Below are 22,879 nucleotides of genomic sequence, written 5' to 3'. Positions count from 1 at the left end.
CCGAAACTATGGGTATTTCGCAAAATTTAAAGCCTGAGTTTTAGTCCTTTTGTAGAATTTGAAGCGAATTGGCCAAATATGCCAAAGCAGCATTCCAATTGATGGCGATTTCATTACTGGCATAACTATCCGTCACATCCAGATAAGACTCATCGGCAAACTTGCTTTGGTAGCCCACTCTATCTTGCTGTCCAGGGTTAGGTCCTCCTACCAAAAAACCGGGAATCGGATTGCGATCTTCTTTCCCTGCCAATAAACGGTGATGGGGATGTATGGGTGATTTTTCTCCAAAACCAGTGACATAAGAATATCCAGTAGCATTCCTTCCAAGCAAATAATCAAGATTGTCATGAGCTGCCTCCAAATATTCGACATCAGAAGACAACTTAAAGGCTTGAATTAGAGCAATTCCCTGATTTGCAGCTACAGCATTACTTCCCCATACAAAGTATGAAGGAGATGACTCCATAGGACTTCGAAATGCGGCGGATTGACTCATTGATGTGTACTTTTCAGCAGCATGTAGGAGTTGAGATTTGACCAATTCAAACCAAGCAGGATCGATGCTTTTCAGATTTGATTCATGACGGAGCAACGAGTAATAGCCCAGCCATTTGACCTGATACCAGGTAGGCAATTCAAACTCTACCGGCTCCGACTCGATCATCTTCCAGTAATCCAAATTGTGCGTAGCTATAAAAAGCTCTGATGCCGCCCAAATCCATTCATCCTGAAGAAATCTGTCACCATAGGCTCCTGTGCGTATCTGAGGACTAAATTGCTCATTCAAATGATTTTGATCGTAAATAGCGTTGGGGTTTTGCTGCGCCCATTTATAAGCTTTCTCGGCTGCCTTGAGATACCACTCACTATTTTCTGGCGAAAAAGGCTTAAAAACCCGGTAGGCCTGAGCCATCACAGCTGCAAAATCCAGACTGGCCGCCGTACTCTTTTGCACTACATAGCGCTGTTTTTTTGCATCCTGCGGCTGTACCATTCCTTCGAATGTATCAGTCGTCAGCTTGTGATATACTCCACCATCAGCAGGATCCTGCATACCCATCATCCAATCAAGATTCCATTGTATCTCATTCAGAATATCGGGAATTTGATCCGTTGATTCTGGAATTTCCAATTTGAACTGATCAAAATAGTCTGGAAATTCCTCATACATGGAAAGTAAAGTAGCTGTGGAAATCCCACTATTGACTATGTACTTATTGTAATCCCCAGCGTCATACCAGCCTTTGGGAAGATTGAGAATTGAGCTTTCCGTCCGCTTAGGTCCCACAGCAGATGCATGCACCCGTACCTGATCATCTGCATGGGCAAATGGCCTAGCCCATTCCCCAGCAAATTGAGGACTTAACTCCGTGGAAGCACGCTGGTAGTAGAACGCTTTCAAGGAAGCTTTGCCCAAGGAAGAAAGTATCGTATTAGCTATCTCAAATGGATAAGACTTCCCCAATCCGGTAAGGATAAGCTCGTAGCTCCCGGGAGCTTCTAAGGCAGAGAAATCCAAAAGCTGGACATCTTTTCCGGAGAAAGTTTGAGAAGCCTGTACCTCAGACCTCCCCTCAAACACGCGCTCTTGAGTGATGCGATTTCTGATCCAAAACTCCTGTTCTGGTTCGGAAGAAATCCACACGGCCAGCTTCTTTTGGTTTTCTAAAAAGCCTACCTGATTGAGCCGGATAGATTCGAGGACTTCATAGTGCTCTACAGGAATTTCAGACTTGCAAGCAACGGTCAGCCCCAGACTAGCCAATACTAAAGTAATACGAAACATAAAGCAACCTATTACACTTAATAACAGTTTTTTATATGAATTCAGTAAGTTCAATTTAGGCTATCATTTTTACTGTAAACAAATTGATAAAGTTTGCCATGCGTATCAGAAACCCAAAGGGTTTTACCCAGCAAAACTCCATCGACTACTTCCCCTCTCATACCCAGATTTGCTTGTGGCTTCTGTAGCAACCCTGATTCATCAAATTCCAGAATAAATCCAGGATTGGCAGTTAGTTTCCCGAGTTTCAAACGGGTACTTTCTTTATTGCCTAAGGCCAAAATCTGATCAGAACCAAGTGAGAGCAACTGGTCTAGCGGGGCATATTGTAGCTCAAGAGGAAGCTGGATTGATTTCCATTGACCATCTACTCTGTGATAGGCGATTGTCGCCAAAGTATCTACCTGAAGGATCTCAGCTTCTTTCATTTCACTATCAGTGAGAATAGAAGACATTGTCGCTTCAGAATATCCGGTATGATCCGGGAAAGAGGCCTTTTTCTTATACAACTGCGCCGCCAATTCATCCCTAGAAAAGAAAGGATAAACACCCTCCCCGATTTTCATTTCCATCAGCGGATCGACAGAACCATTTTTATCAAAATCAGCAAAATAAAGTTTTAAGGGGTGAGATTTATCAGCTTGTAATCGACTATTGAGGCCCCAATTGCCAAGAATCAATACCTCCGACTGATCTGATTTTTTCTCATAAAATACACTTTGCCATAGCCCTCTGTCCTTCAGCAATCCTGGAATAGTATCCAATAAAAAGTCAGTGCCATCGAATGATAAGAGTAAAGGCTGAGCAAACTCAGAAGCAATTAAAACCTGTGAAGCTCCATTGCCTGTCAGGTCCAGTACTTTCATGTCATTGACACGTTGTATGTCCTTCAGAACAGAGCTTTCCTTGAGTTGAAACTGACGATTTCCAAGATTTTCATAAACCATTGATTCGCTAGATTCCGGCCATCTTCCTAGCTTATACCCACCTCCAAGCAGGAGATCCAAGTCACCATCCTGATCAAAATCCCAAGGAGTCAATAAATTTATAAACCACTTATTTTCAATAATATTAGAAATGTCAATTAAAGTAAATTCTCCAGTTTTCTCCTGAAAGCCAATTCGTGACAAGGTCCCTTCAGAAGAATCCCGATAGCTCACCCAAATATCATCTAAACCATCTCCATCTAAGTCTGCAACATTGAGTTCATTGACAGCTAGACCAACACTCTCAAGCACCTTTTTTTTCTGCTGAAAATCTTGCTTGCTTTCGTCAATCGCCCAGATAGTACCATCAGCATCAGAAAAGAATAAAGTTTGAGAAGCTTCCTGCCCCCAGTTTCCTGCCGCCAGATGAATCAGTCGATTAGCCGATGAATACAGCAATTGTCCTTGTGCCTTGAAATCTTGAACGGGTTCTTTCAGATCTGCAATTTTCCACTCGTTCTTTTTAGACCATCCTGTTGCCTTTTGAGATCTTGCTTGCGTGGGAGATTGGGCATTTCCATGCTCCAAAATGGTTCTCTGGTTAGACTGCATGGATGAAATCACTTCCGTCTTTCCGTCAGGCCATAGAATACGTAAGGAGTCCGGAGTAGCCGCACCCAGCCCAAAGTGCAAAATGGCACTTACATTTCCCTGATAGCCTTTGTAGACAACCTGCTCCTGAAACTGTGTCTTAGTATCACTATAGAGCCAGACCTTCGCCCCAATACCATCTCGATTACTAGCTTGACCTTTCAGCTCTACTTGCAAATAATTTGCTTTAGAGCCTTCCGTCTTATTTTCAATTAGCTGTGCAGGTTCATTGAGATTGTTGATCAGCAAGTCCAAATCTCCATCTAGATCCAGATCCGCATAGATAGCACCATTGCTATTTCCAGGCTGATCTAGCCCCCATTGCTGAGACACATTTTCAAATTGTAGACCGCCTTGATTGCGATACATGTAGTTGCCAATTTTGGTAGCGGGCATTTTTTGGATCAAATCCATCAGGGATTCAGGTGTTACCTTTCCCTGGGACAGCTGGGAATTGCGATAATTGATAAAATCCAGGTTGGTAAAATCTTTCAAAAAGCCATTGGACACAAACAAATCTGTCCAAGAATCATTGTCAAAATCCGCCGCCAATGGGGCCCAACTCCAGTCTGTGGCTTCTATGCCAGCGAGTGTCCCTACTTCTGAAAATGTTCCATCCTGATTATTGACCTGCAGCATGTTTCGCATGTGCTGATGATGAAGACCAGATTTTACAAAAAGTTGATAATGCTCGTAATTCTCAGGACTGTGGAGAAGTTTTTGTCTTTTGTTGTCTTCTGGCAGCATGTCTAGGCTGATCAGATCCAGCCAGCCATCTTGATCAAAATCAGCTGCATCGATTCCCATCGTATACTGGCTGGTCAGGGAAAAGGCCTGCGCAAGTTGATTTTGGAAAGTACCATCGCCCTGATTGATATAGAAATAGTCAGGAGCAGAATAATCATTGCCGAGATAGATATCCGGAAAACCATCCATATTGAAATCCGCAATGACTGCACCGAGTCCGTAACTTAAAGGACTGCCTGACAATCCTGACTCCAATGTCACATCGATATACTTACCCCCTTCATTCCTGTAGATTTTTGACATGCTCATCGGATCAGTAGCTGCCAGCATTGATTTAAAAATCTGCTCATTGAGATTGGTAAAAAGACTTGGATTGTGATTGAGCAGAAGCATATCTAGATCCCCATCCTGATCCAAATCAGAAAAATACGCAGCCATAGAATAAGCAGGATCATCCAAACCAAATCCGCTGGCCATTTCTTTAAAAAACGGAATACCGTCGCTATCCAGACCCTGATTGACGAAAAGCTCATTTCTTCTGGAGTTTTCATCCAAATCGCCGGAATAGCAAACATAAATATCTTTGAGTCCATCGGAATTGATATCAACGATGGCAGCTCCAGTCGCCCAGGAATTGGCTTTACCTCCTGTGCCTGTAGCTAAGGTGATGTCTCTAAATTTGAGATTGCCTTTGTTGAGAAAAAGTGCATTTGGCTTCTGATTGGCTGTAAAAAAAACATCTTCCAAGCCATCATTATTAAGATCTCCCACGGCCACTCCTCCTCCATTGTAAAAATACTGGTAGCTAAGGACGTTAGCCAAGCCGCTTTCGGCAATCTGATTGGTAAAAGTCAGCCCTGAAGAATCTAGTGGTACTACTTCGAATAAGCTTTGGCTTTTGCTCTCTTCAGAGTTTTTTTTGCCACAGGCAAATAAAACCAAGCATCCCAGTATCCCTGTGACTGTAGAAAATAGCTGAAATCGAGCGATGGAGATCAAGGAAGGGTGAATTTGGTACACATGGAAAAATCTCCGGGAGAAACATCCTCCCGGAGAAATCAGTATGTAAACCTCAATTAATTAACTGCGCGAATTATTCTGATATTATCAAAGCCCATGACCGCAGAGATATCATTGGCAGTAGGATTGATCACAACTAGCCTCAACTGCTTGGCCCATCCATCACCATCCAGCAGATCCTGATAGGTGTTTAGACGCGTGGTACCATTGGTCAATAGGCTCAAGTTGACTGAAACGGTGTACCAAGAACCATCTGTCTGCCTGATCACATCTGTAATAGGTAGATTGTAGCTGAGTTCGTTTCCGTTTTTGTCAGGGAACCAGAATTGCAATTCCAAACCGTCAATGGAAGCTGTCGAACTGACTGCCATCTCCAGACGGATATCAAACTTGTTAGCTGGAGTACTTGGCGCATAATCAGTTCCAGGCTCAGTAGGGAATATTTGTACACCATCCCAATTGGTCAGGTTAAGCACTTTGTCGTTATTCCAACCGTAATTAGCCGGGAAAGCCTGATTCATGCCTGCAAAGCTTCCTTCCAAACTTTCTATGCCAGGCTGAGACGGTTTGATCATCTCACCGGAGAGTCCCCATCCCCAATTCCAAGGCCACTCCAATGCTCCATTGGTATCAAAGTCGGCCACCATGCCTTTGCCGGCATAGATCTGAGAAGTACGTCCTGCCACTGAGCCACCACTCTTGGTGATGATTCCTATTGATTGACTTTCGGAAAAGTCCAGTCCTTCCGGTACTGTTACTTTAAGAGTATTTCCAGCGCTATTGGTCTGAAACCCTGAAGTCACATAGACATCTTCTCCAGGGAAATAGACCGTATCCACAAAGTAGAAATAACGACCATAGATCTCCAGCTCATCTCCTGGCTTCACATATTGGTTTTTCACCTGCAGGATCTGAGGAGCCGGCGGCAAGGTCTGGAAATCGATCACGGACTCACCTGATTTGGTCACAATTCTCAATGTGTTTGGCACATCTGGATTTGTAGCCACAGTAGGGACACTGTCTGTGACAGTCACGATCACTGAATTATTGGTTACATAAGCAGTATTCACTCCTAGCGGATAATCATTCAGGTATACTTGCTGAGTGCCGAGAAAATTATTTCCCATGATAGCCAGCGTAGTTCCCAATGTAGCAGAAGTCAAAGCGCTATCTGTCGTCGTGGGATCTGTAGTCCTGACACGCTCAATCTGTGGTGGACCCACATTGATATCATTCTCATCTTCCTCCTGACAGGAGCCCAATGCCATGACCAAAGTCAATAGAGATGCTACCACCAGAGAATGAGAAAGGTATTTTGGATATTTTATAAGTTTCATAGTCTTGATCATTGTTAAACTTTAGACATCATTCTCCGGAACTGAAATCGTAAGCGACCGGTGGTTTTCTCAAGTTTGGAGCTCTGGACAATTCAGATGACGGGATCGGAATTAAGAAATTAGAGCTATTCACTGTGAAAAATCTCGGAGTAGTATCATCCTCAGGAATGATCACTTCCCATAGCGTAGGATCCGGCAATTTGTCAGGATAAACTCTGAAAGTACCTCGGTCCTGATTAGAAAGGATCTCGTAGGCTTTCTGAGGATCATAGTAGTGCAGTTTGGTAAATTCATACCAAGCCTGTCCTTCCATCGCAAACTCAATGATTCTCTCTTCGAAGATGTCCTGCCAAGTGATTGAGCTTAATGGATTGACTCCTGCTCGCTCTCTTACCAAATTGACATACATGAGTGCTTCGTCTGGGTTTTTATCTAAAATAGCTTCCGCATAGGTCAAGTACACATCTGAAAGTCGAAGGATGTAGGTGTTGATTTCAGTTCCCTGCTGCACTACCTTACCATCATTATCTTCAGGTCTCCCTACCACATACTTTTTCACCCAAGCTCTTCCATTGTAATCTCTCGCGCCGTCAGTGCTTCTTGCCGGCACTCTCAACTGCTGTGCAGATCCACCTGGAGGTACTTGCGTGATATAGGTATAATGATCGCCTGGAAACATAAAGCTTCCTTTTCTCCTAGTATCGAAAGTGAAATCATCGTAGAGATCCAACATCCACTTGGAAGCTCCGATATCTCCACCCCATCCATCACCGAAACCTGTGATCTCAGATCCAAAGGCCAAAAATGCCTGAACGGAATTTTGAGCTCCCCAAGCACCGGCCTGACCGGCATTGTAGGTCCACTGCAGTGCAGCTAGCGTTTCAGAGTTGTTGTTGTTTGCCGTCTTGAATAGATCCTCATAGTCCTCCATCAAACTGGCTCCACTATAGTCGATCACACGCTTGGCAAAATAGGCTGCTGAGTCTAGATCAGACTGATTTCTGGTTCCAGAAATCCCCGCTTTGATCAGGTACATCTTAGCCAAAACGCCTTCTGCACTCCACTGATTGAGTCTACCTGGCTGCACACTTGCATCAGGCAGATTTTCTGCCGCATACCTCAAGTCTTTGATGATAAACTGCCAAACAGACTCTTCGGTATGTCTGGTCAAAGTCGTATCCTGTAGCAAGGTAGTATTATTCGTAATGATAGGCACAGCCCCCCAGTTTTGAACCAGGTAAGAGTATGCCAAACCTCTCATAAATCGACCTTCAGCGATCCCGTGATTTTTGATCCTTTCGGTCACGTCTTCACCGGCAAAGCTGTTGATATTATTAATCAAAGAGTTGGACTGAGCTACCACATTGTAGAATGCTCTCCAAGCGGCCCCATTTTCGGCGGTTTCACCTGTCGTATTGAAACGGACATTTTCCAGCTGATAGGATCCTGAAGTCAAAATTCCACCTCTGGCATCCCCTATACCATGACTTGCTTTGTCATTGTATGCAAACCAGACAATGTTATAAAGCGGCGCAGAAGCAGCCAGGATTTGGTCATCGTTTTTGTAGAAGTTAGCATCTACAATTGCATCTAATGGAGGCCTGTCCAAAAACTCATCAGAGCATGACGATAGTCCCAAAACCAAGGCTGCAGCTCCCGCCAGGAAATTCGTGCTTTTTATAAATCTTTTCATTTGATTCGTTCTTTTGGGTTAAAAGTCAATTCCTACGCTGACAGTGTACATTCTGGTCTGCGGATACCTTGCAAAATCAACTCCGATGAGCTGGTTTTCAGCAGACACATTGTTACCCACATACGCGCCCACTTCCGGGTCATAGCCTTTGTACTTGGTCCAAGTAAGTGCATTTTGTACCCCTACCATGATTCTTCCGCCTCGGATGACATTTTGATTTCCAAGCAGAGATGTAGGCACATTATAGGTCAACTGCACATTTTTCAATCTCACAAAAGTCCCATCCTCTACATACTGATCCGAGATTCGGCTGCTATTGCCATTCAAGTCAGTCAATGTAATTCTTGGAATTTCTGTTTCAGAATTGACGATGTACGGATCACCCGCATCATCCATTCCGATGCGAGCGTAGTCGTAGGTCTCAGCTAGCATGTTTCTTCCCAAATAGATGTTGTTAGGTGCGATGTTGTTGAAGCGGTTGTAGTTGTAGATATCATTACCTACAGAACCTGTGAACAACATGTCCAAAGTGAAATTCTTGAAGCTGAATGTCTGCGTAGTACCGAAAGTGAATTTCGGCCAAGGGTTACCGATAAAAGTCTGATCTCTTTCATCGATCACACCATCACCATTGAGATCCTTGTACTTGATATCGCCGACATAGATGCCGTCTTCACCCACTGGCAATGGATTTCCAGAATTGTCTACTGGTCTGGCACTAGACTCCACATCTTCCAAAGACTGGAAAAGACCATCTGAAACATAACCGTAGAATAACCAAGGAGCCTGTCCAATCGCTGCTCTCTGTGTGAAATCATTCATGTACCATGCAGTACGATCGATGAAAGCTGTTTCGGAGAAAAACTTGGTCACTTCGGTTTTGAAACCTGAGAAATTGAAGTTGGAAGTCCAGCTAAAACCACTTGCTCTATTGTCAATATTGATGGTATTCAAAGTGATCGCATAGCCTTTGTTTTCCAAAGAACCGATGTTCACAGTTGGAGTACCGATACTTCCTTCCGCGGAAGTCCCCATATACCAAGGAAGTGGGTTTGGAAGCAGGAGGTTGTCTGTTTTCTTCATATAGAAATCAGCTTCCAATTGCACGCGGTTGTTGAACATATTCAAGTTGAAACCCACATTGACTGTCTGAGTCTCTTCCCACTTCAGGGATGGATTACCAAATCGTGACACCAAGAAACCACCTCCCCAAGGAGTAGGAATACTAGGCGAGCTCAATGGCGCGAAAATCGCATTGGCATTCCCCTGATTACCAGTAAGTCCAGTCTCAAATCTCAATTTCAACTCGTCCATCCAATCTACGTCGTCCAAGAAGCTTTCTTCAGAAACTCTCCAAGCAGCAGACACAGATGGGAAATATCCCCATCGATTTTCCGGACCAAAATTGGCGGATCCATCCGCTCTAAATGCTCCTAGAATGATATATTTCTCATTGAAGGTATAGTTGACTCTACCAAAGTAAGACTCCATTGCCCAATGTCCTGCTCCACCACTATTGGTAGCTCCTTGTGCAGATCCCAAACCAAGTTCCGGAAGATCGTTTGAAGGGAAATTAACCCGACCAGCGTTCATAAATTCATATTGAGAAGCTTGAGCTTCGTGGCTGATCATTGCGTTAATTGTATGCTTTCCAAACGACTTATTGTAAGAAACAATCTGACTCCAGTTCCAATAGAAACTGTTATCAGAGTTTTTTTGCAACTGATTCACATCATTGGAAATCACACCCAAAGTGTAAGTAGGCGTAAAGAAATGACCATTGTTATAATTGACATTCCCATTGATCATCGTGCGGAACTTCAAGCCTTCGATGATATCTACTTCTACATTGAATCCACCCAAAGCACCTCTTCTTTTATAGCTTCTGTCCAATAGATTGGCCATAGCGATTGGGTTAAGTGGTGTAAACTGTAAGCTGGATCCATTGATAGGATCCGCACCACCCCAAGAACCATCTGGATTAGTTACCGGAATATTTGGAGCCATTTGGATTGCATTGCTGATCACATCAGAGCTCCCAGTTGCCAATTGCTCATCTGTATGGAACAGCTGAAGGTTGACGCCTAGTTTCAACCATTTTCTGGTCTGATTGTCTACATTCATTCTCAAGGAATATCTTTCAAAGGCAGAGCCAATAGCTACACCTTCCTGATCGAAATATTCACCAGAGATATAAAATTGCGTCTTGTCATTTCCTCCATTGAGGTTCAAGGAGTGCTTGTTCAAAGCCGCAGTTTTAAACAAAGCCTCTTGCCAATCTGTCCCATCTCCCAAAAGTGAAGGGTCCAAGAATGCTGCAGGAGAGTCACCGCCCGAGATCTCATTGATCTCATTGGTCATGATTGCATACTGCTGCAAAGTCATCACTTCCAAAGGCTGAGGCTTATCTTGAAGCGAAAAAAGGTAGTTGTAGCTGATTTTGGTATCGCCAGATTTACCTCTTTTGGTAGTGATCATAATGACACCATTGGTACCTCTAGAGCCATAGATCGCCGTAGCAGATGGCCCCTGTAGCACCTCCATAGACTCGATATCACTTGGATTGAGTCCCGCGAGAGGATTAGTGGAGGAAGTATTGCCATAAGACACTGTCTGTGGCTGGATCTGCACCCCGTCGATCACATACAGCGGCTCGTTGGTACCACCAATCGAGTTGATCCCACGGATATTCACTGAAATACCACCGCCTGGGGCACCGGTATTCTGAGTCACATAGACACCTGCTGCTCTACCTTGGAGAGCCTGCTCGATCGTCGTATTGACTGTTCGCTCGATATCTTCTGAAGACACCGATACTTGGGCACTGGACATGTCCCGTTTTTTCATCGTACCATATCCTACGACCACGACTTCATCCAAAGAAGCCATGTCTTCGGCCAGCACTACATCGATGACAGTTTGGTTACCTACTTGGACTTCTTGAGCTTTGAATCCAATGAAACTGTACACCAAAACGGAATTGGATGAAGGCACCGAAATACTGTAGGCACCATCGGCATCTGTAGCGACACCAGTAGTAGTACCTTTGACTAAGACTGTCACACCCGGAAGAGAGAGTCCGTCTGCACCGGAGGTCACGGTACCTTTCACCGTGACTTGGGCATGCACCACCCCTACCAGGAGGAAAAGCCAAATCGGTAATAGTTTTTTCATCATAAAGGGTTTAATTGTTAGAATTTTGAAAATAGGCTTGAGTTGGGAAAAGGTCCCAAGTGATACTTAATCTGGGGCTGGTTGGATTTTCATTCATGGGTGTTTTAGGTTGTTTTTCCGATTCAAAAATGGCAAACACCAGCTTACAGAATGATCCAAATGGAGAGAAGTATTCTTCAAAAAGAAATTCACGGTATTCTGGGTTTACTAATTTTCTCGGAATCTAGTTCAATTGATTGTTAAGAAGGGTATTCAAATGTTTCCAAATGGGGTAACAAATGTTAACTCCCTGTGAAAACGCCCTCCATTGCATGAAAACGGCATATTTTTCATTGCTTTTTTTCGATTTTCCACCTTAAATGCGAGTTCAATCGATTGCAAAACTTCTGACCAAGCTTCTCACCTTGGCTCCCCAAGGTTTGAGGTTTGCTGGATCCCAACTCCCTGAAGAGGCAGATTCTGGGTAGAGCATGGAGCATGTTTCATCCTTATCAGCGATCGACCAGGCTATCCAGCTCATCTGTTTGCTTTCCATCCAAGTTTGCCAAGCTTCCCAAGAAACTTCGTCAATGGGACCATTGCCATCTGCATTCATTCCGGCACATTCAGAGACGAAAATCGGCAAGCCTCTCTCGAGAGCTTTATCAGCTTTGGCACGTAGACTTGCCTGATGTGTGCCTGCATAGAAGTGCAATACATACATGATATTCTCATGACCCAAGATGGGATTGTGAGAAGCTATATCTACATCCTGACTCCAATTGGGTGTACCGACCAAAATCAAATTATCAGGATCTACTTCCCGGATTTTCTGGATGACATTTTCACTATACGCTTTCAATACTGACCACTCCACGTCAACCGGTTCATTGAATATTTCATAAATCACATGGGGATGATTGCCGTACTTTTTGGCCACTTCTCCAAAAAATGCCACAGCCTCCTCCTGAAACAAATGATGGCTGTGCCAGTCAATGATCACATATAAATCATTGGCGAGAGCAGCATCGATGACGGCCTCTATTTTTTCAATCGCAAAATCGGGATTGTCGAAATAAGCGCCAGCCACATCTACTCCCATAGATGCACGGACGACATTGACTTTCCAGTCCTCTTTGAGCCAGCTGACCGTGCGTGGTGTGTAAAATCTCGGCCACCAATTGTGCCAACCGAAGCTCACCCCTCGAAGCATGACTGGCTGGCCATGCTGATTTTGGAGCTGAGTTCCGGAGACTTGTAATGCACCATAAAAAGACTGGGGGATGATTTCTTCCACTACTGTTGGTGGATCTTGTTTTTCCTGACAGGAGAAAAATATCATCCCGAGGAATAATATCAGGTTCTTCATGGATTGGGTTTATTAGTTTCAATCCAATACTACCTACTTCCTTTTTCACACAAGGGTATCAAATGTTTCGAAATAGGGTGACAAATCGTAACTAGTGCGCCGAATACTCTGAAGGGAGCTTGCCATATTCATTTTTGAATTGCTTCGCAAAGTATTTGGCATTGTTATACCCCACCATATAAGCCACTTCATTTACATTCCACTGTCCTTTAGCAAGGAGCTCTGCTGCTCGCTGCATCCGGATCAATCGGATAAATTCGATAGGACTTTTGCCGGTGAGAGACTGTAGCTTTTTATACAGATGCACTCTACTCATATGAAGTTGGCTGGCAAAATACTCGACAGAAAAATCAGAATCATCGATATGCTCCTCTACCAATGCAGCTGCCTTTTGGATGAGCTCCTGATCCATGCTGGCTACTTCTCCCCCATTAGGCTTAACCTGAATCATCCTTCTATTCTGCTCCTGATAGGCTTTTCTTTCTTTTAGAAGGTTTTTGATGGACAGATTGAGAACTTCTAGGTTAAAAGGTTTGGTCAGGTAGAGATTGCATCCGCTATCCAAACTTTGTAGCATTTGTTCCTCTGACTTTTTGGCCGTGAGCAGGATCACAGGAATATGTGAAGTACTGAGATTCCCTTTGACGTGCTGACAGAGTTCGTTGCCATCCATCGTCGGCATCATCAGATCCGAAATGATCAGATCAGGAATCTGTTCCTGGGCGATTTCCCAAGCCTCAGCTCCATTCGCAGCCAAGAGTACTTGATAGGTATCCGAAAGACAGTCTTTCAGGTAATTTCTGAAATCCACATGATCTTCAGCTATCAATACAACCTCCTTCTGATTCCGGGTGAGTTCGTCCAATAACTGCTCTCTTTCTTCTATCTCTTCCAAGTGGATCAAATCCAGCGGAATCTGCACTATGAAGCTGGCTCCTTGATTCAATTCACTCTGGATGAAAATCTCTCCATTCATGATTTTGACAAAGTCCCAAACCAAGGAAAGGCCGATTCCACTTCCCTGATTGAGTTGGTTGGTAGGGGGATCCGTGGAATAGAACCGTTCGAAAATCCGCTCTTGCGACTCTGGAGAAATCCCAATTCCTGTATCAGAAACAGTCAGCTCCAGCCTTGCTCTTTCCTCATGCGTCTGAGTCAGCTCAAGCTTGACATGGATTTTGCCATCTTCAAAAGTAAACTTGAAGGCATTGGAGAGGAGATTGAAAATGATCTTCTCCAACTTATCCGAATCAAATATCGCCTGCTGGGACTCCACATTGCTTTCAAATGTCAATTGCTTATGCTGATTTTCGGAAAGCTCCTGAAAATCCGAAACTACCTCTCGTACAAAATTGACAATATCTCCCTCCGTAGGATGAAAGACCAGCGCTCCTTTCTCAATATTCTTGATGTCCAAAAGCTGGTTGATGAGTTTGAGCAGTCTTCGGGCGTTTCGCTGGATGATTTCGTAGTGGTTCTTCAAAGATTTATCCTCAGTAGTGGATAGCAGATGCTCCGCGGGAGTCAAAATCAAAGAAAGCGGCGTACGGAATTCATGACTGAGATTGGTAAAAAACTTAGTCTTCAATCTATCCAGTTCTTGGATTCTCTTACTTTCCAAAATAGCCTGTTTTCTTTCGAATTGCTCTTTTTGTCGCTTGATCAGCTGATTTCGGAAATAAACTACCGAACCGATCATTACCAAAAAGTATAGGAAATAGGCCAAAGGCGTTTTCCAAAAAGGAGCCAAAATCTTAATCTTCAACGTAAACTCCTCCGGACTCCAACCTTCCAATACAGTCCCCGGCTGTACTACGAGTGTGTAATCCCCCGGATCCAAATTGGTAAAACTGACCCGAGCCAAATTTTCATCTAGATAAATCCAATCCTCATTGAATCCCAGTAATTTATAGCGGTACTTATTTTTCTCTGGATAAAGAAAATTCAAAGCGCTGAATCCAATGGAAAACATGTTTTCATCATGTCTCAATACAACTTCCCCAGCGTTTTGCAATGAACTCTGAAGCACTTCCCTTTTCCCAACAATCTCTCCTACCGTCACTTCCTTGTTGAACAATGAAAGGTCCGTAAAGACTACCTGAGGATAGTTCTGCTCGAAGGCAAAGTTCTCTGACTTGAAGATATTGTAGCCATTTGGCCCGCCGAAAATCAATTCATTGTTTTGAGTCTTTAGAGCGGAGTTTTTATTGAACAAAGCTGCCTGGAGACCATCTTTTTGATCAAAGTTTTGGAACGTAATACTCAATGGCTCTCGACTTCTATCCACTTCACCATAGGATAATCCCGCCTGACTACTGATCCATAGATTTCCCTTTTGATCCTCCAGAATATCCACCAAGTAGCTGGTCGGCAAGCCATCTTCCGTTCCAAAGTGAACAAAGGTAGAATCCTGATTGTCAAAATAGTGCAGTCCGTTTACAGAAGTCAACCAAAGCATTCCCGATCGATCGACAAAGAGATCAGTAATATTGGATGCCAATAAGCCATGGTCGGTATCTTCGGAGTAAAACCTAGTCTGCCCTGTCTCCAGATTGATTGCATTGACACCACTTCCTCCAGCTACCCAGATATTTCCAGCTGTATCTTCAGCAAAGCCCGTGATGTACTGATTATGAATATAATATGGCGCAGCTCCAGCCGGATAGCTTGTAAAATGCTGACGGGAAGAATCCAAAACAGCCAAGCCGGAGCGCAATGTTCCTATCCATAATCTATTGCGACTGTCTTCGAAGAGTTTCCATACATTCGGACCGGGAATACTGTTTTCACCACTTCCCAAAAATTCATGGGATCTGAAATTTTTCCCATCAAAACTCCCCAAGCCATTCAGATAAGTCCCCATCCATAGCACACCTTTCTTATCCATCACCATATCCACGATGACATCACCTACTAGACTATTGGAATTATCGGGATCATGCAGATAGCGACTATATGCTCCTGTTTTTCGGTTTTGATAGAGCAAGCCGCCGCCATTGGTTCCGATATACAAATTGCCCTGCTGATCTTCTACGAAAGCATTGACATCATTGAAGGGTAAGGATTGTTTGTCCGAAAGATTTTTTTGAACGTGAGAAAACCGAAGCAGGCCTGGATGATAATAAGAAACTCCCTGCTTATGCGTGCCTATCCATAAAATATCCTCAGAATCCTTAAAAAGTGCATATACCACATGATGCGGGTAGTTTTCCGCTTCTTTGGACTCCTGATTGAGATACGTGATCTGTTGGGTTTTCTTATCCAAAATATTGATACCGCCATGGTCCGTCCCCAGCCAGATTTCGCCAGGTTTGGCTTCTGTTATGGCTTTGACCATGTTGTTATTCAGTCTTAGCGGAGAAGTGGAGCTATCTATTTTTTTTGAATCAAGACTGAGGTTTTTCACCCAAATCAAACCCAAGTCTCTATCCGGATCAAAAATCCAGGCATCTCCATCTGAGTCCACGAGCATTTCAAAATTGGAGCTTCCAAAATCCGCTGTTTCTTTGAGATGCGCAGATCTGGAAGTGATCAGGCGAAAAGGATCAACCAAGTCCAAGTAGCCATCCCTACTCAACACCCAGATCAAACCATCAGGATTTTGCTGGATCGCTGCTATTTGATTGGAGCTCAATCCACCTTGATTGTCTTGTGTCGTCAAGTGAATCGATTGCTGATTTTCCGAATCAAAAATCGTAATCCCTTTTTCCGGATGGGCAAACCAATACCTTCCCTGACGATCTTTCAGAATACTGGAAATAGAATCTGAGGAAAATGAAATCCGGTTTTTGACCAAATCTAATCCTCGATGAACCCGCTGCTTGACAGGGTCATAAAGGTCAAATTTCCCATTGACATTTTCGATCCAGAGGTAGCCAAAAGGACCATTGTATAGTTTCTGGATGCTATTGTGGCTTAGTGAAAGACTGTCTCTAGAGCTAAAAAATGATTTGACTCGAGTCCCATCGTAGCGATACAGTCCAAAGCCAGTTCCAAACCACATCATCTCGTCCGGCCCCCTGAGGATAGCCATGACATTGGAGCTCGAAAGACCTAAATCTCCGTCCAGCTGTCGGAATACAAGCTTTTCATCTAGGGATTGACTTGGTGCCACAGTAGTCCACAGCACCAAAAGCAAATTAAAAACCAGTATTTTCTTCCAACTATTCAAAGTCTTTTCTTTCAATTGGTCTCAAAGTAACTTAATTCTAGACTTCCCTAAATGCAAATTTCACTTTTTTAATCCAAAATTTTGGAGGACCTGATTGAAGCCGCTCTTCTCACAGCATTCTTTCTATCTTTATTGCTCCCTTACAATAAAGATATGCTCTCCATTTATAATTTATACTTTTTGATCGCCATGGCTTTTTGGCAAAACTTAGAACTACAACAGAATGAATTTATCATCCCGATAGCCGGAAACACCTATCAAACCCCAAGTGAGAAGCCGATCAAAATAACTGCATCAGGTTGGGAATCATGGTCTGAGACAAACACCGTTTGGAGTACCTATGTCCACTCCTCAGCTTCATCTCAAGTAGATCTGGAGATCTATATTCCCAGTCAAACAGCCAATGCTACCATTTCCGTCGATCTCAATGGTTCCAAAAAACTCCAGCTTCAGGCAGGCCAATCAGGATGGGTAAACTTGGGAGATTTCCAACTTCATCATGGCTACAATCAGATTCTTTTTCAAGGAGTTGAAAAAGCGGAACTGATTTCAGCTTGATTTCTCAAGTGAAACTAAAGACACAACCAAACATTTCGCTTTCCTACGTTCGAGACAATGAAAACAACAGATTCTATTGGGGAAGACGCGGTCCATCCGTTCATTTGTCTTACACATTTCCAGCCGAAAGGAATTTCAAATGGTTTTACAATGAAATCACTGTCCAACCCGGAGATGACCCTGTCGGTTCTTATTTCATGGCCAATGGATTTGCCGAAGGATACTTTGGTATTCAGGTCAATTCAACGAGCGAAAGACGGATTCTCTTTTCTGTCTGGAGCCCATTTAAAACTGACAATCCAGACGAGATACCTGAAGAGCAACAAATTAAATTGCTCAAAAAAGGAGAACATGTCTACACTGGTGAATTTGGCAATGAAGGCTCGGGCGGACAATCTTATCTGAAATACAATTGGAAAGCCGGAGTCACCTATTCTTTCCTCAATTCTGTCGAGCCGGACGGAATGGGAAATACAGCTTATACCGCCTATTTTCTAGATCCTGAAGTCGGTGAATGGATCTTGATCGCGAGTTTTCTGAGACCACAGACTGATACGTGGTACAAAAGACCCCATTCCTTTTTGGAAAACTTCATCCCCACAGCTGGGCATCTGAGTCGAAAAGGAACCTATAGCAATCAATGGGCTGCCGACTCCGATGATAACTGGACTGAATTGACAGAAGCCAAATTTACCGGAGATGATATAGCCAGAAGAGGCTATCGATTAGATTTTGCAGGAGGCAGTCAAGAGGGTCAGTTCTTTCTGAAAAATGGCGGATTTTTTGACGAAATGACCGATCTCAATTCAATGCATCATCGTCCCGCAAGTGGTCAAGCACCTCTAATCAACTGGGAAAAACTTCCCTAAACCATTCCTTTCTTTAATTTCCAAAAACAAAAAATCCCGGAGCAGAAAGCCACTCCGGGATTAAATTCTATACAAGTTTTGCGCTTAGATAAATCTGTTAACTAGATTCTCATAGTACTCTTGCTTGCCACTGATCTGAGTTGGTTCACCTGCTTCTGCAGCGTAATTTCTCAAATCTTCCAATGTCAAATTACCTGATTCGAAGTCTTTTCCTTTACCAGAATCATAGCTGGCGTAGCGCTGCTTTCTTCTTTCTAGGTAGTCAGACTTATCCAAAATGTCCTGAGCGATGAGCATGGATCTGGCAAAAGCATCCATACTGCCGATATGAGCTAGGAACAAATCGTCCATGTCTGTGGAGTTTCTTCTGATTTTCGCATCGAAATTGACTCCACCGCCTTGCAAGCCACCAGACGTCAAGATGACGAGCATAGCCTCTGCCAATTCTTGAAGGTTCAAAGCAAACTGGTCAGTATCCCATCCATTTTGATAATCACCACGGTTGGCATCGATACTTCCAAGCATCCCTGCATCTGCCGCTACTTGCAACTCATGCTGGAAGGTATGCCCAGCTAGCGTAGCGTGATTGACCTCGATATTCAATTTGAAATCCTTGTCCAAACCATAATGTCTCAAGAAGCCAACAACTGTAGCTGCATCATAGTCATACTGATGCTTGGTAGGCTCCATAGGTTTAGGCTCAATAAAGAAAGTACCTTTGAAACCATTCTTTCTACCATAGTCTCTTGCGACGGTAAGGAACTGCGCCAAATGCTCAGTCTCACGCTTCATGTCCGTATTCAACAAGGACATATAGCCTTCTCGACCACCCCAGAAAACGTAATTTTCTCCTGAGAGCTTGATCGTCGCATCCAAAGAATTTTTGACCTGAGCACCGGCTCTGGCCAGCACATCAAAATTAGGATTGGTAGAAGCACCATTCATGTAGCGTGGATTGCTAAATACGTTGGCAGTTCCCCAAAGCAATTTGATTCCAGTCTCTTTTTGCTTTTCAAGCGCGTAATCCGTGATGAGCTGCATCCTCTTTTCATACTCTGCCAAAGAAGGAGCCTCATCTACCAAATCTATATCGTGGAAGCAGTAATAAGGAGCACCGATTTTGGAGATAAACTCAAAAGCTGCGTCCATCTTATCTTTGGCTCTCTGCACAGGATCAGCAGCTGCATCCCAAGGATGTGTAATAGTGCCCGGTCCGAATGGGTCAGCGCCAGTAGCGCAGAAGGAATGCCAGTATGCGATAGCAAACTTGAAATGCTCCTTCATGGTCTTTCCGCCAATCACCCTGTTTTCGTCATAGTATCGAAACGCCAGTGGATTGTCGCTTTCTTTTCCTTCAAATGGTATTTTGTCAATACCTGAGAAATAAGTCTTAGCCATAATAGGTTTTTAGGTTTAATTATTTTCTTACAATTATAAGTTCATTTTTTGGATACTTTCCAATTGGTTTTTCCAGCGGGAGTAAACTTCTTCATAAGGTTCGTAGAAATTTTCATTTGGCTCAAAAGTCTCCAGCAAAGTCAATCCTGCAAATGCCTCGTCTTCCGAAGCAAAAACTCCTGCTCCTATCCCAGCCCCTCTTGCGGCTCCCTGAGCTCCATCTGTATCATAAAGCTCCAGATTTACCTGGTTCATATGAATAAAGGTTTTGCGAAACAATGGACTCAGAAACATATTCGCCTTACCTGCTTTGACAGTTTTCAGGTCCAAGCCCATGTCTTGCATGATCCGGAAACCAAATGTCAATGCTGAAACAATCCCTTCTTGAGCAGCTCTGAGTACATGCCCTTTTTGATGTTTCAGAAGATCCAATCCCATGAGATGTGCTCCCACGTGCTTGTTTTGCATGATTCGCTCGGTGCCATTTCCAAAAGGAATAAATGATAGGCCATCCGCTCCGATTCCTACAGAGGAAGCCAAAGTATTCATCTCTTCATAATCGATGTGGTTAGCTCCCATCAATTGTTTGAGCCAGCTATTGAGAATCCCCGTTCCATTGACACACAAGAGGACTCCGTAAGATGGCTTTTTTTCTTGGTGATTGACATGGACAAACGTATTGACACGAGAAAGAGGATCGTGCAACGGCGTATCACATACACCATAGACGGTACCTGATGTACCTGCAGTAGTTGCCAATTCGCCCGGCTTGAGAACCTGTAGCGAAAATGCATTATTAGGCTGGTCCCCTGCTCTATACGAGACTGGAACACCTTCTTCTATTCCACAGAGTTGAGAGGCTGCAGCAGTTACTTTTCCCTGAATCGAATAGGATGGAACGACCTCAGGAATCCACTCCCGGTTGATTCCATAGTTCTCCAAAACCTGCTCACTAATTCCGTTTTTTTGAAAATCCCAGAAAATCCCCTCAGAAAGCCCTGTCTCTGACGTCAGGATCTCTCCGGTCAGTTTCATCGCTATATAATCACCCGGAAGCATCATTTTATGAATTTTGGCAGCTGTCTCGGGTTCATTTTCGATAACCCATCTCAGTTTGGAGGCAGTGAAATTTCCCGGTGAATTCAATAGGTTTTTGAGGCAATATTCTTCGCCAAGCTCCTGAAATGCTTTCTCACCAATCCCCACAGCACGGCTATCGCACCAGATAATAGAAGGTCGGAGTACCTGCTGCTCTTTGTCCACGATCACCAAGCCGTGCATCTGATAGGCTATACCGATACCTTTGAGTTCTCCCTTCTTGACACCTGCTTTTTGATGTACGTATTTGCTGGCTTCAGCCACATACTTCCACCACATTTCAGGCTCTTGCTCTGCCCAGCCGCTTTGAGGCGAATCGATAGCCAATTCCTGATCAGGAAAAGCTTTGGAAACTAATGCCTTTCCACTATCTGCATCTAAGAGAGATGCTTTGACGGACGAACTTCCAATGTCCAGTCCCAACAATAATTTTCTCATTCTTACCAAAAGATTATATACAATGCGGCCGTGATGCCCGCAATCAAAAATGCACCGATTTTAAACTGAGTACTGGTACGGAATAGCTCCTTGTTGATTTCGATGCTATTTGGATGATCTTTTCCTTTTCCTTCTACCAGAGAAATCACAATCATGAGAGTAGCCAAAATCAAGAATACGACACCCATTCTATCAATGAACGGTAGGTCAGGAAAGGCTATTTTCAAAACCACTGACAAAGGAATACTCAAAGCCGCTCCTACCAACGCTGCATTGGAAGTGGTTTTTTTCCAGAAAACCCCAAAGAAGAAAATGGCAAATACACCTGGGCTAATAAAGCCAGTATATTCTTGGATAAACTGGAAAGCCTGATCCAACTGTCCCAAAGCAGGTGCTACAATTGCCGCAATCACGAAAGCAACCAAAGCAGTGATTCGTCCCACTCTCACTTGCTTCACTTCCGAGGCATTTTTTCCAAAATACTTCGTATAGATATCCATTGTGAAAATAGTCGAAGTACTATTAGCCATGGAAGCCAACGAAGATACGATGGCCGCAGTCAAAGCTGCGAAAGCAAGTCCTTTCAGACCAACTGGAAGCAATTGAAGCAAGGTCGGATAGGCGCGGTCAGACTTGACCAATCCTGTCACAGGATCTTTCATCGAATCGATAAAGCCCGTATCCATCCCATTATTGACAATAACCAAGGCAGCAATGCCAGGAATGACCACGATCAATGGCATCAACAACTTCAAGAAGCCTGCGAAAATCATCCCTTTTTGAGCTTCATCCAGGCTTTTTGCCGCCAGCGCTCTTTGGGTGATATATTGGTTGAAACCCCAATAACTCAAGTTTGTGATCCACATCCCTCCGACCAAGACACTCAGTCCCGGCAGATCCAGATACGCATCTCTTTCTCCTCCCTGACCATCTGGGATCATCATTTCACCTTTGGACAGAATCATAGAAAAGTGCCCGGGAACCTCTTTACGAAGCAAGCTCATCCCTTCCCAAACGTCCCCTCCGCCGACCATTTGCAGCGCAATATAGGTAGTCGCCAAACCACCCAAAATCAAGAAAACCACTTGAACTACATCAGTCCATGCTACCGCTTTCAAACCTCCATAAATGGAATAAATCATAGCAAAAGCCGCCAAACCTATGATCCCATAAACCATCGGCACATCCAAAATCGTATTCAAACTCAAAGCTCCCAAATAGAGCACAGAGGTCAAGTTGACAAATACATAAAGCAAAAGCCAGAACACGGCCATGGTAGTTCGGACCCGAGAATCATAACGATCCAGCAAAAAGCCCGGCATCGTGTAAATTCCTTTCTTGATATACACCGGAAGGAAAAATATTGCCACCACCAGCAAGGTAGCAGCAGCCATCCACTCATAGGTAGAGATCGCCAGCCCCAAGGCAAATCCGGAGCCTGACATTCCGATAAACTGCTCCGCAGAGATATTGGATGCAATCAGAGAGGCACCTACAGCCCACCAAGGGAGCGCCTTGGAGGCCAAGAAATAATCTGAGGAGTTTTTGACATGGCCCTTTTTTTCCTGAGAAACAAAAAGGCCCATCCCCACAATCAACAAGCAGTATCCTATAAATACTGCTAAGTCTAAAGGTTCTAAGAGCATAGGTTAGGTTGGGTTA

Annotated in this window: 12 protein-coding genes; 2 read left to right on the top strand and 10 right to left on the bottom strand. The window is 43.9% G+C overall.

Translation table 11 applies throughout. The features are described 5' to 3' along the window. Positions 1-40: 40 nt before the first annotated feature. The 7 genes from G460_RS0102080 to G460_RS0102050 all read right to left on the bottom strand — a co-directional run bounded on the left by G460_RS0102080 (position 41) and on the right by G460_RS0102050 (position 16,856). The gene (locus tag G460_RS0102080) at positions 41-1,789 is read right to left on the bottom strand and encodes a glycoside hydrolase family 9 protein (RefSeq protein ID WP_035463751.1); all 1,749 of its coding nucleotides are present in this window, start codon (positions 1,787-1,789) and stop codon (positions 41-43) included. Between the two features lie 50 nt (positions 1,790-1,839). After that, positions 1,840-5,133, bottom strand: coding sequence for a CRTAC1 family protein (locus G460_RS21270; protein WP_051315880.1), 3,294 nt, complete (start codon positions 5,131-5,133; stop codon positions 1,840-1,842). 56 nt (positions 5,134-5,189) lie between these two features. Further along, positions 5,190-6,470: a glycan-binding surface protein gene (locus tag G460_RS0102070; protein WP_026953812.1), complete on the bottom strand. Its 1,281-nt coding sequence runs from the start codon at positions 6,468-6,470 to the stop codon at positions 5,190-5,192. Between the two features lie 28 nt (positions 6,471-6,498). Then, a complete protein-coding gene (locus G460_RS0102065; protein ID WP_026953811.1) occupies positions 6,499-8,163 on the bottom strand; it encodes a RagB/SusD family nutrient uptake outer membrane protein in 1,665 nt (554 codons plus the stop codon). 18 nt (positions 8,164-8,181) lie between these two features. Further along, positions 8,182-11,337: a SusC/RagA family TonB-linked outer membrane protein gene (locus G460_RS0102060; protein ID WP_245578685.1), complete on the bottom strand. Its 3,156-nt coding sequence runs from the start codon at positions 11,335-11,337 to the stop codon at positions 8,182-8,184. A 367-nt stretch (positions 11,338-11,704) separates the two neighbouring features. Further along, entirely contained in the window at positions 11,705-12,685 is a 981-nt protein-coding gene (locus G460_RS21265) for a glycoside hydrolase family 5 protein (protein ID WP_051315879.1), read from the bottom strand. A gap of 91 nt (positions 12,686-12,776) precedes the next feature. Further along, on the bottom strand, positions 12,777-16,856 hold the full coding sequence (locus tag G460_RS0102050) for a hybrid sensor histidine kinase/response regulator transcription factor (protein WP_211226730.1): 4,080 nt from the start codon (positions 16,854-16,856) through the stop codon (positions 12,777-12,779). A gap of 81 nt (positions 16,857-16,937) precedes the next feature. On the opposite strand from G460_RS0102050, the gene G460_RS23145 reads away from it, so the two are divergent. Both G460_RS23145 and G460_RS21260 read left to right on the top strand, forming a co-directional pair. Next, positions 16,938-17,414, top strand: a complete 477-nt coding sequence (locus G460_RS23145; protein WP_051315877.1) for a DUF5077 domain-containing protein — start codon at positions 16,938-16,940, stop codon at positions 17,412-17,414. Between the two features lie 8 nt (positions 17,415-17,422). Beyond that, entirely contained in the window at positions 17,423-18,283 is an 861-nt protein-coding gene (locus G460_RS21260; RefSeq protein ID WP_342667601.1) for a DUF3472 domain-containing protein, read from the top strand. Between the two features lie 84 nt (positions 18,284-18,367). On the opposite strand, the gene xylA is transcribed toward G460_RS21260, so the two are convergent. From xylA to G460_RS0102030, 3 genes are read right to left on the bottom strand one after another with little or no spacing between them, the layout of a single operon-like run. Beyond that, positions 18,368-19,681, bottom strand: a complete 1,314-nt coding sequence (gene xylA, locus G460_RS0102040; RefSeq protein WP_026953808.1) for a xylose isomerase — start codon at positions 19,679-19,681, stop codon at positions 18,368-18,370. 33 nt (positions 19,682-19,714) lie between these two features. Then, the gene (locus G460_RS0102035; RefSeq protein WP_026953807.1) at positions 19,715-21,217 is read right to left on the bottom strand and encodes a xylulokinase; all 1,503 of its coding nucleotides are present in this window, start codon (positions 21,215-21,217) and stop codon (positions 19,715-19,717) included. Positions 21,218-21,219: 2 nt separating this feature from the next. Beyond that, the gene (locus G460_RS0102030; protein ID WP_026953806.1) at positions 21,220-22,863 is read right to left on the bottom strand and encodes a sodium/sugar symporter; all 1,644 of its coding nucleotides are present in this window, start codon (positions 22,861-22,863) and stop codon (positions 21,220-21,222) included. Positions 22,864-22,879 lie beyond the last annotated feature (16 nt).

The organism is Algoriphagus vanfongensis DSM 17529, from assembly GCF_000429465.1.
Classification (GTDB): Bacteria; Bacteroidota; Bacteroidia; order Cytophagales; family Cyclobacteriaceae; genus Algoriphagus; species Algoriphagus vanfongensis.
Note: the sequence above shows the minus strand (reverse complement) of the source record. Positions and strands in the feature narration are given on the sequence as shown.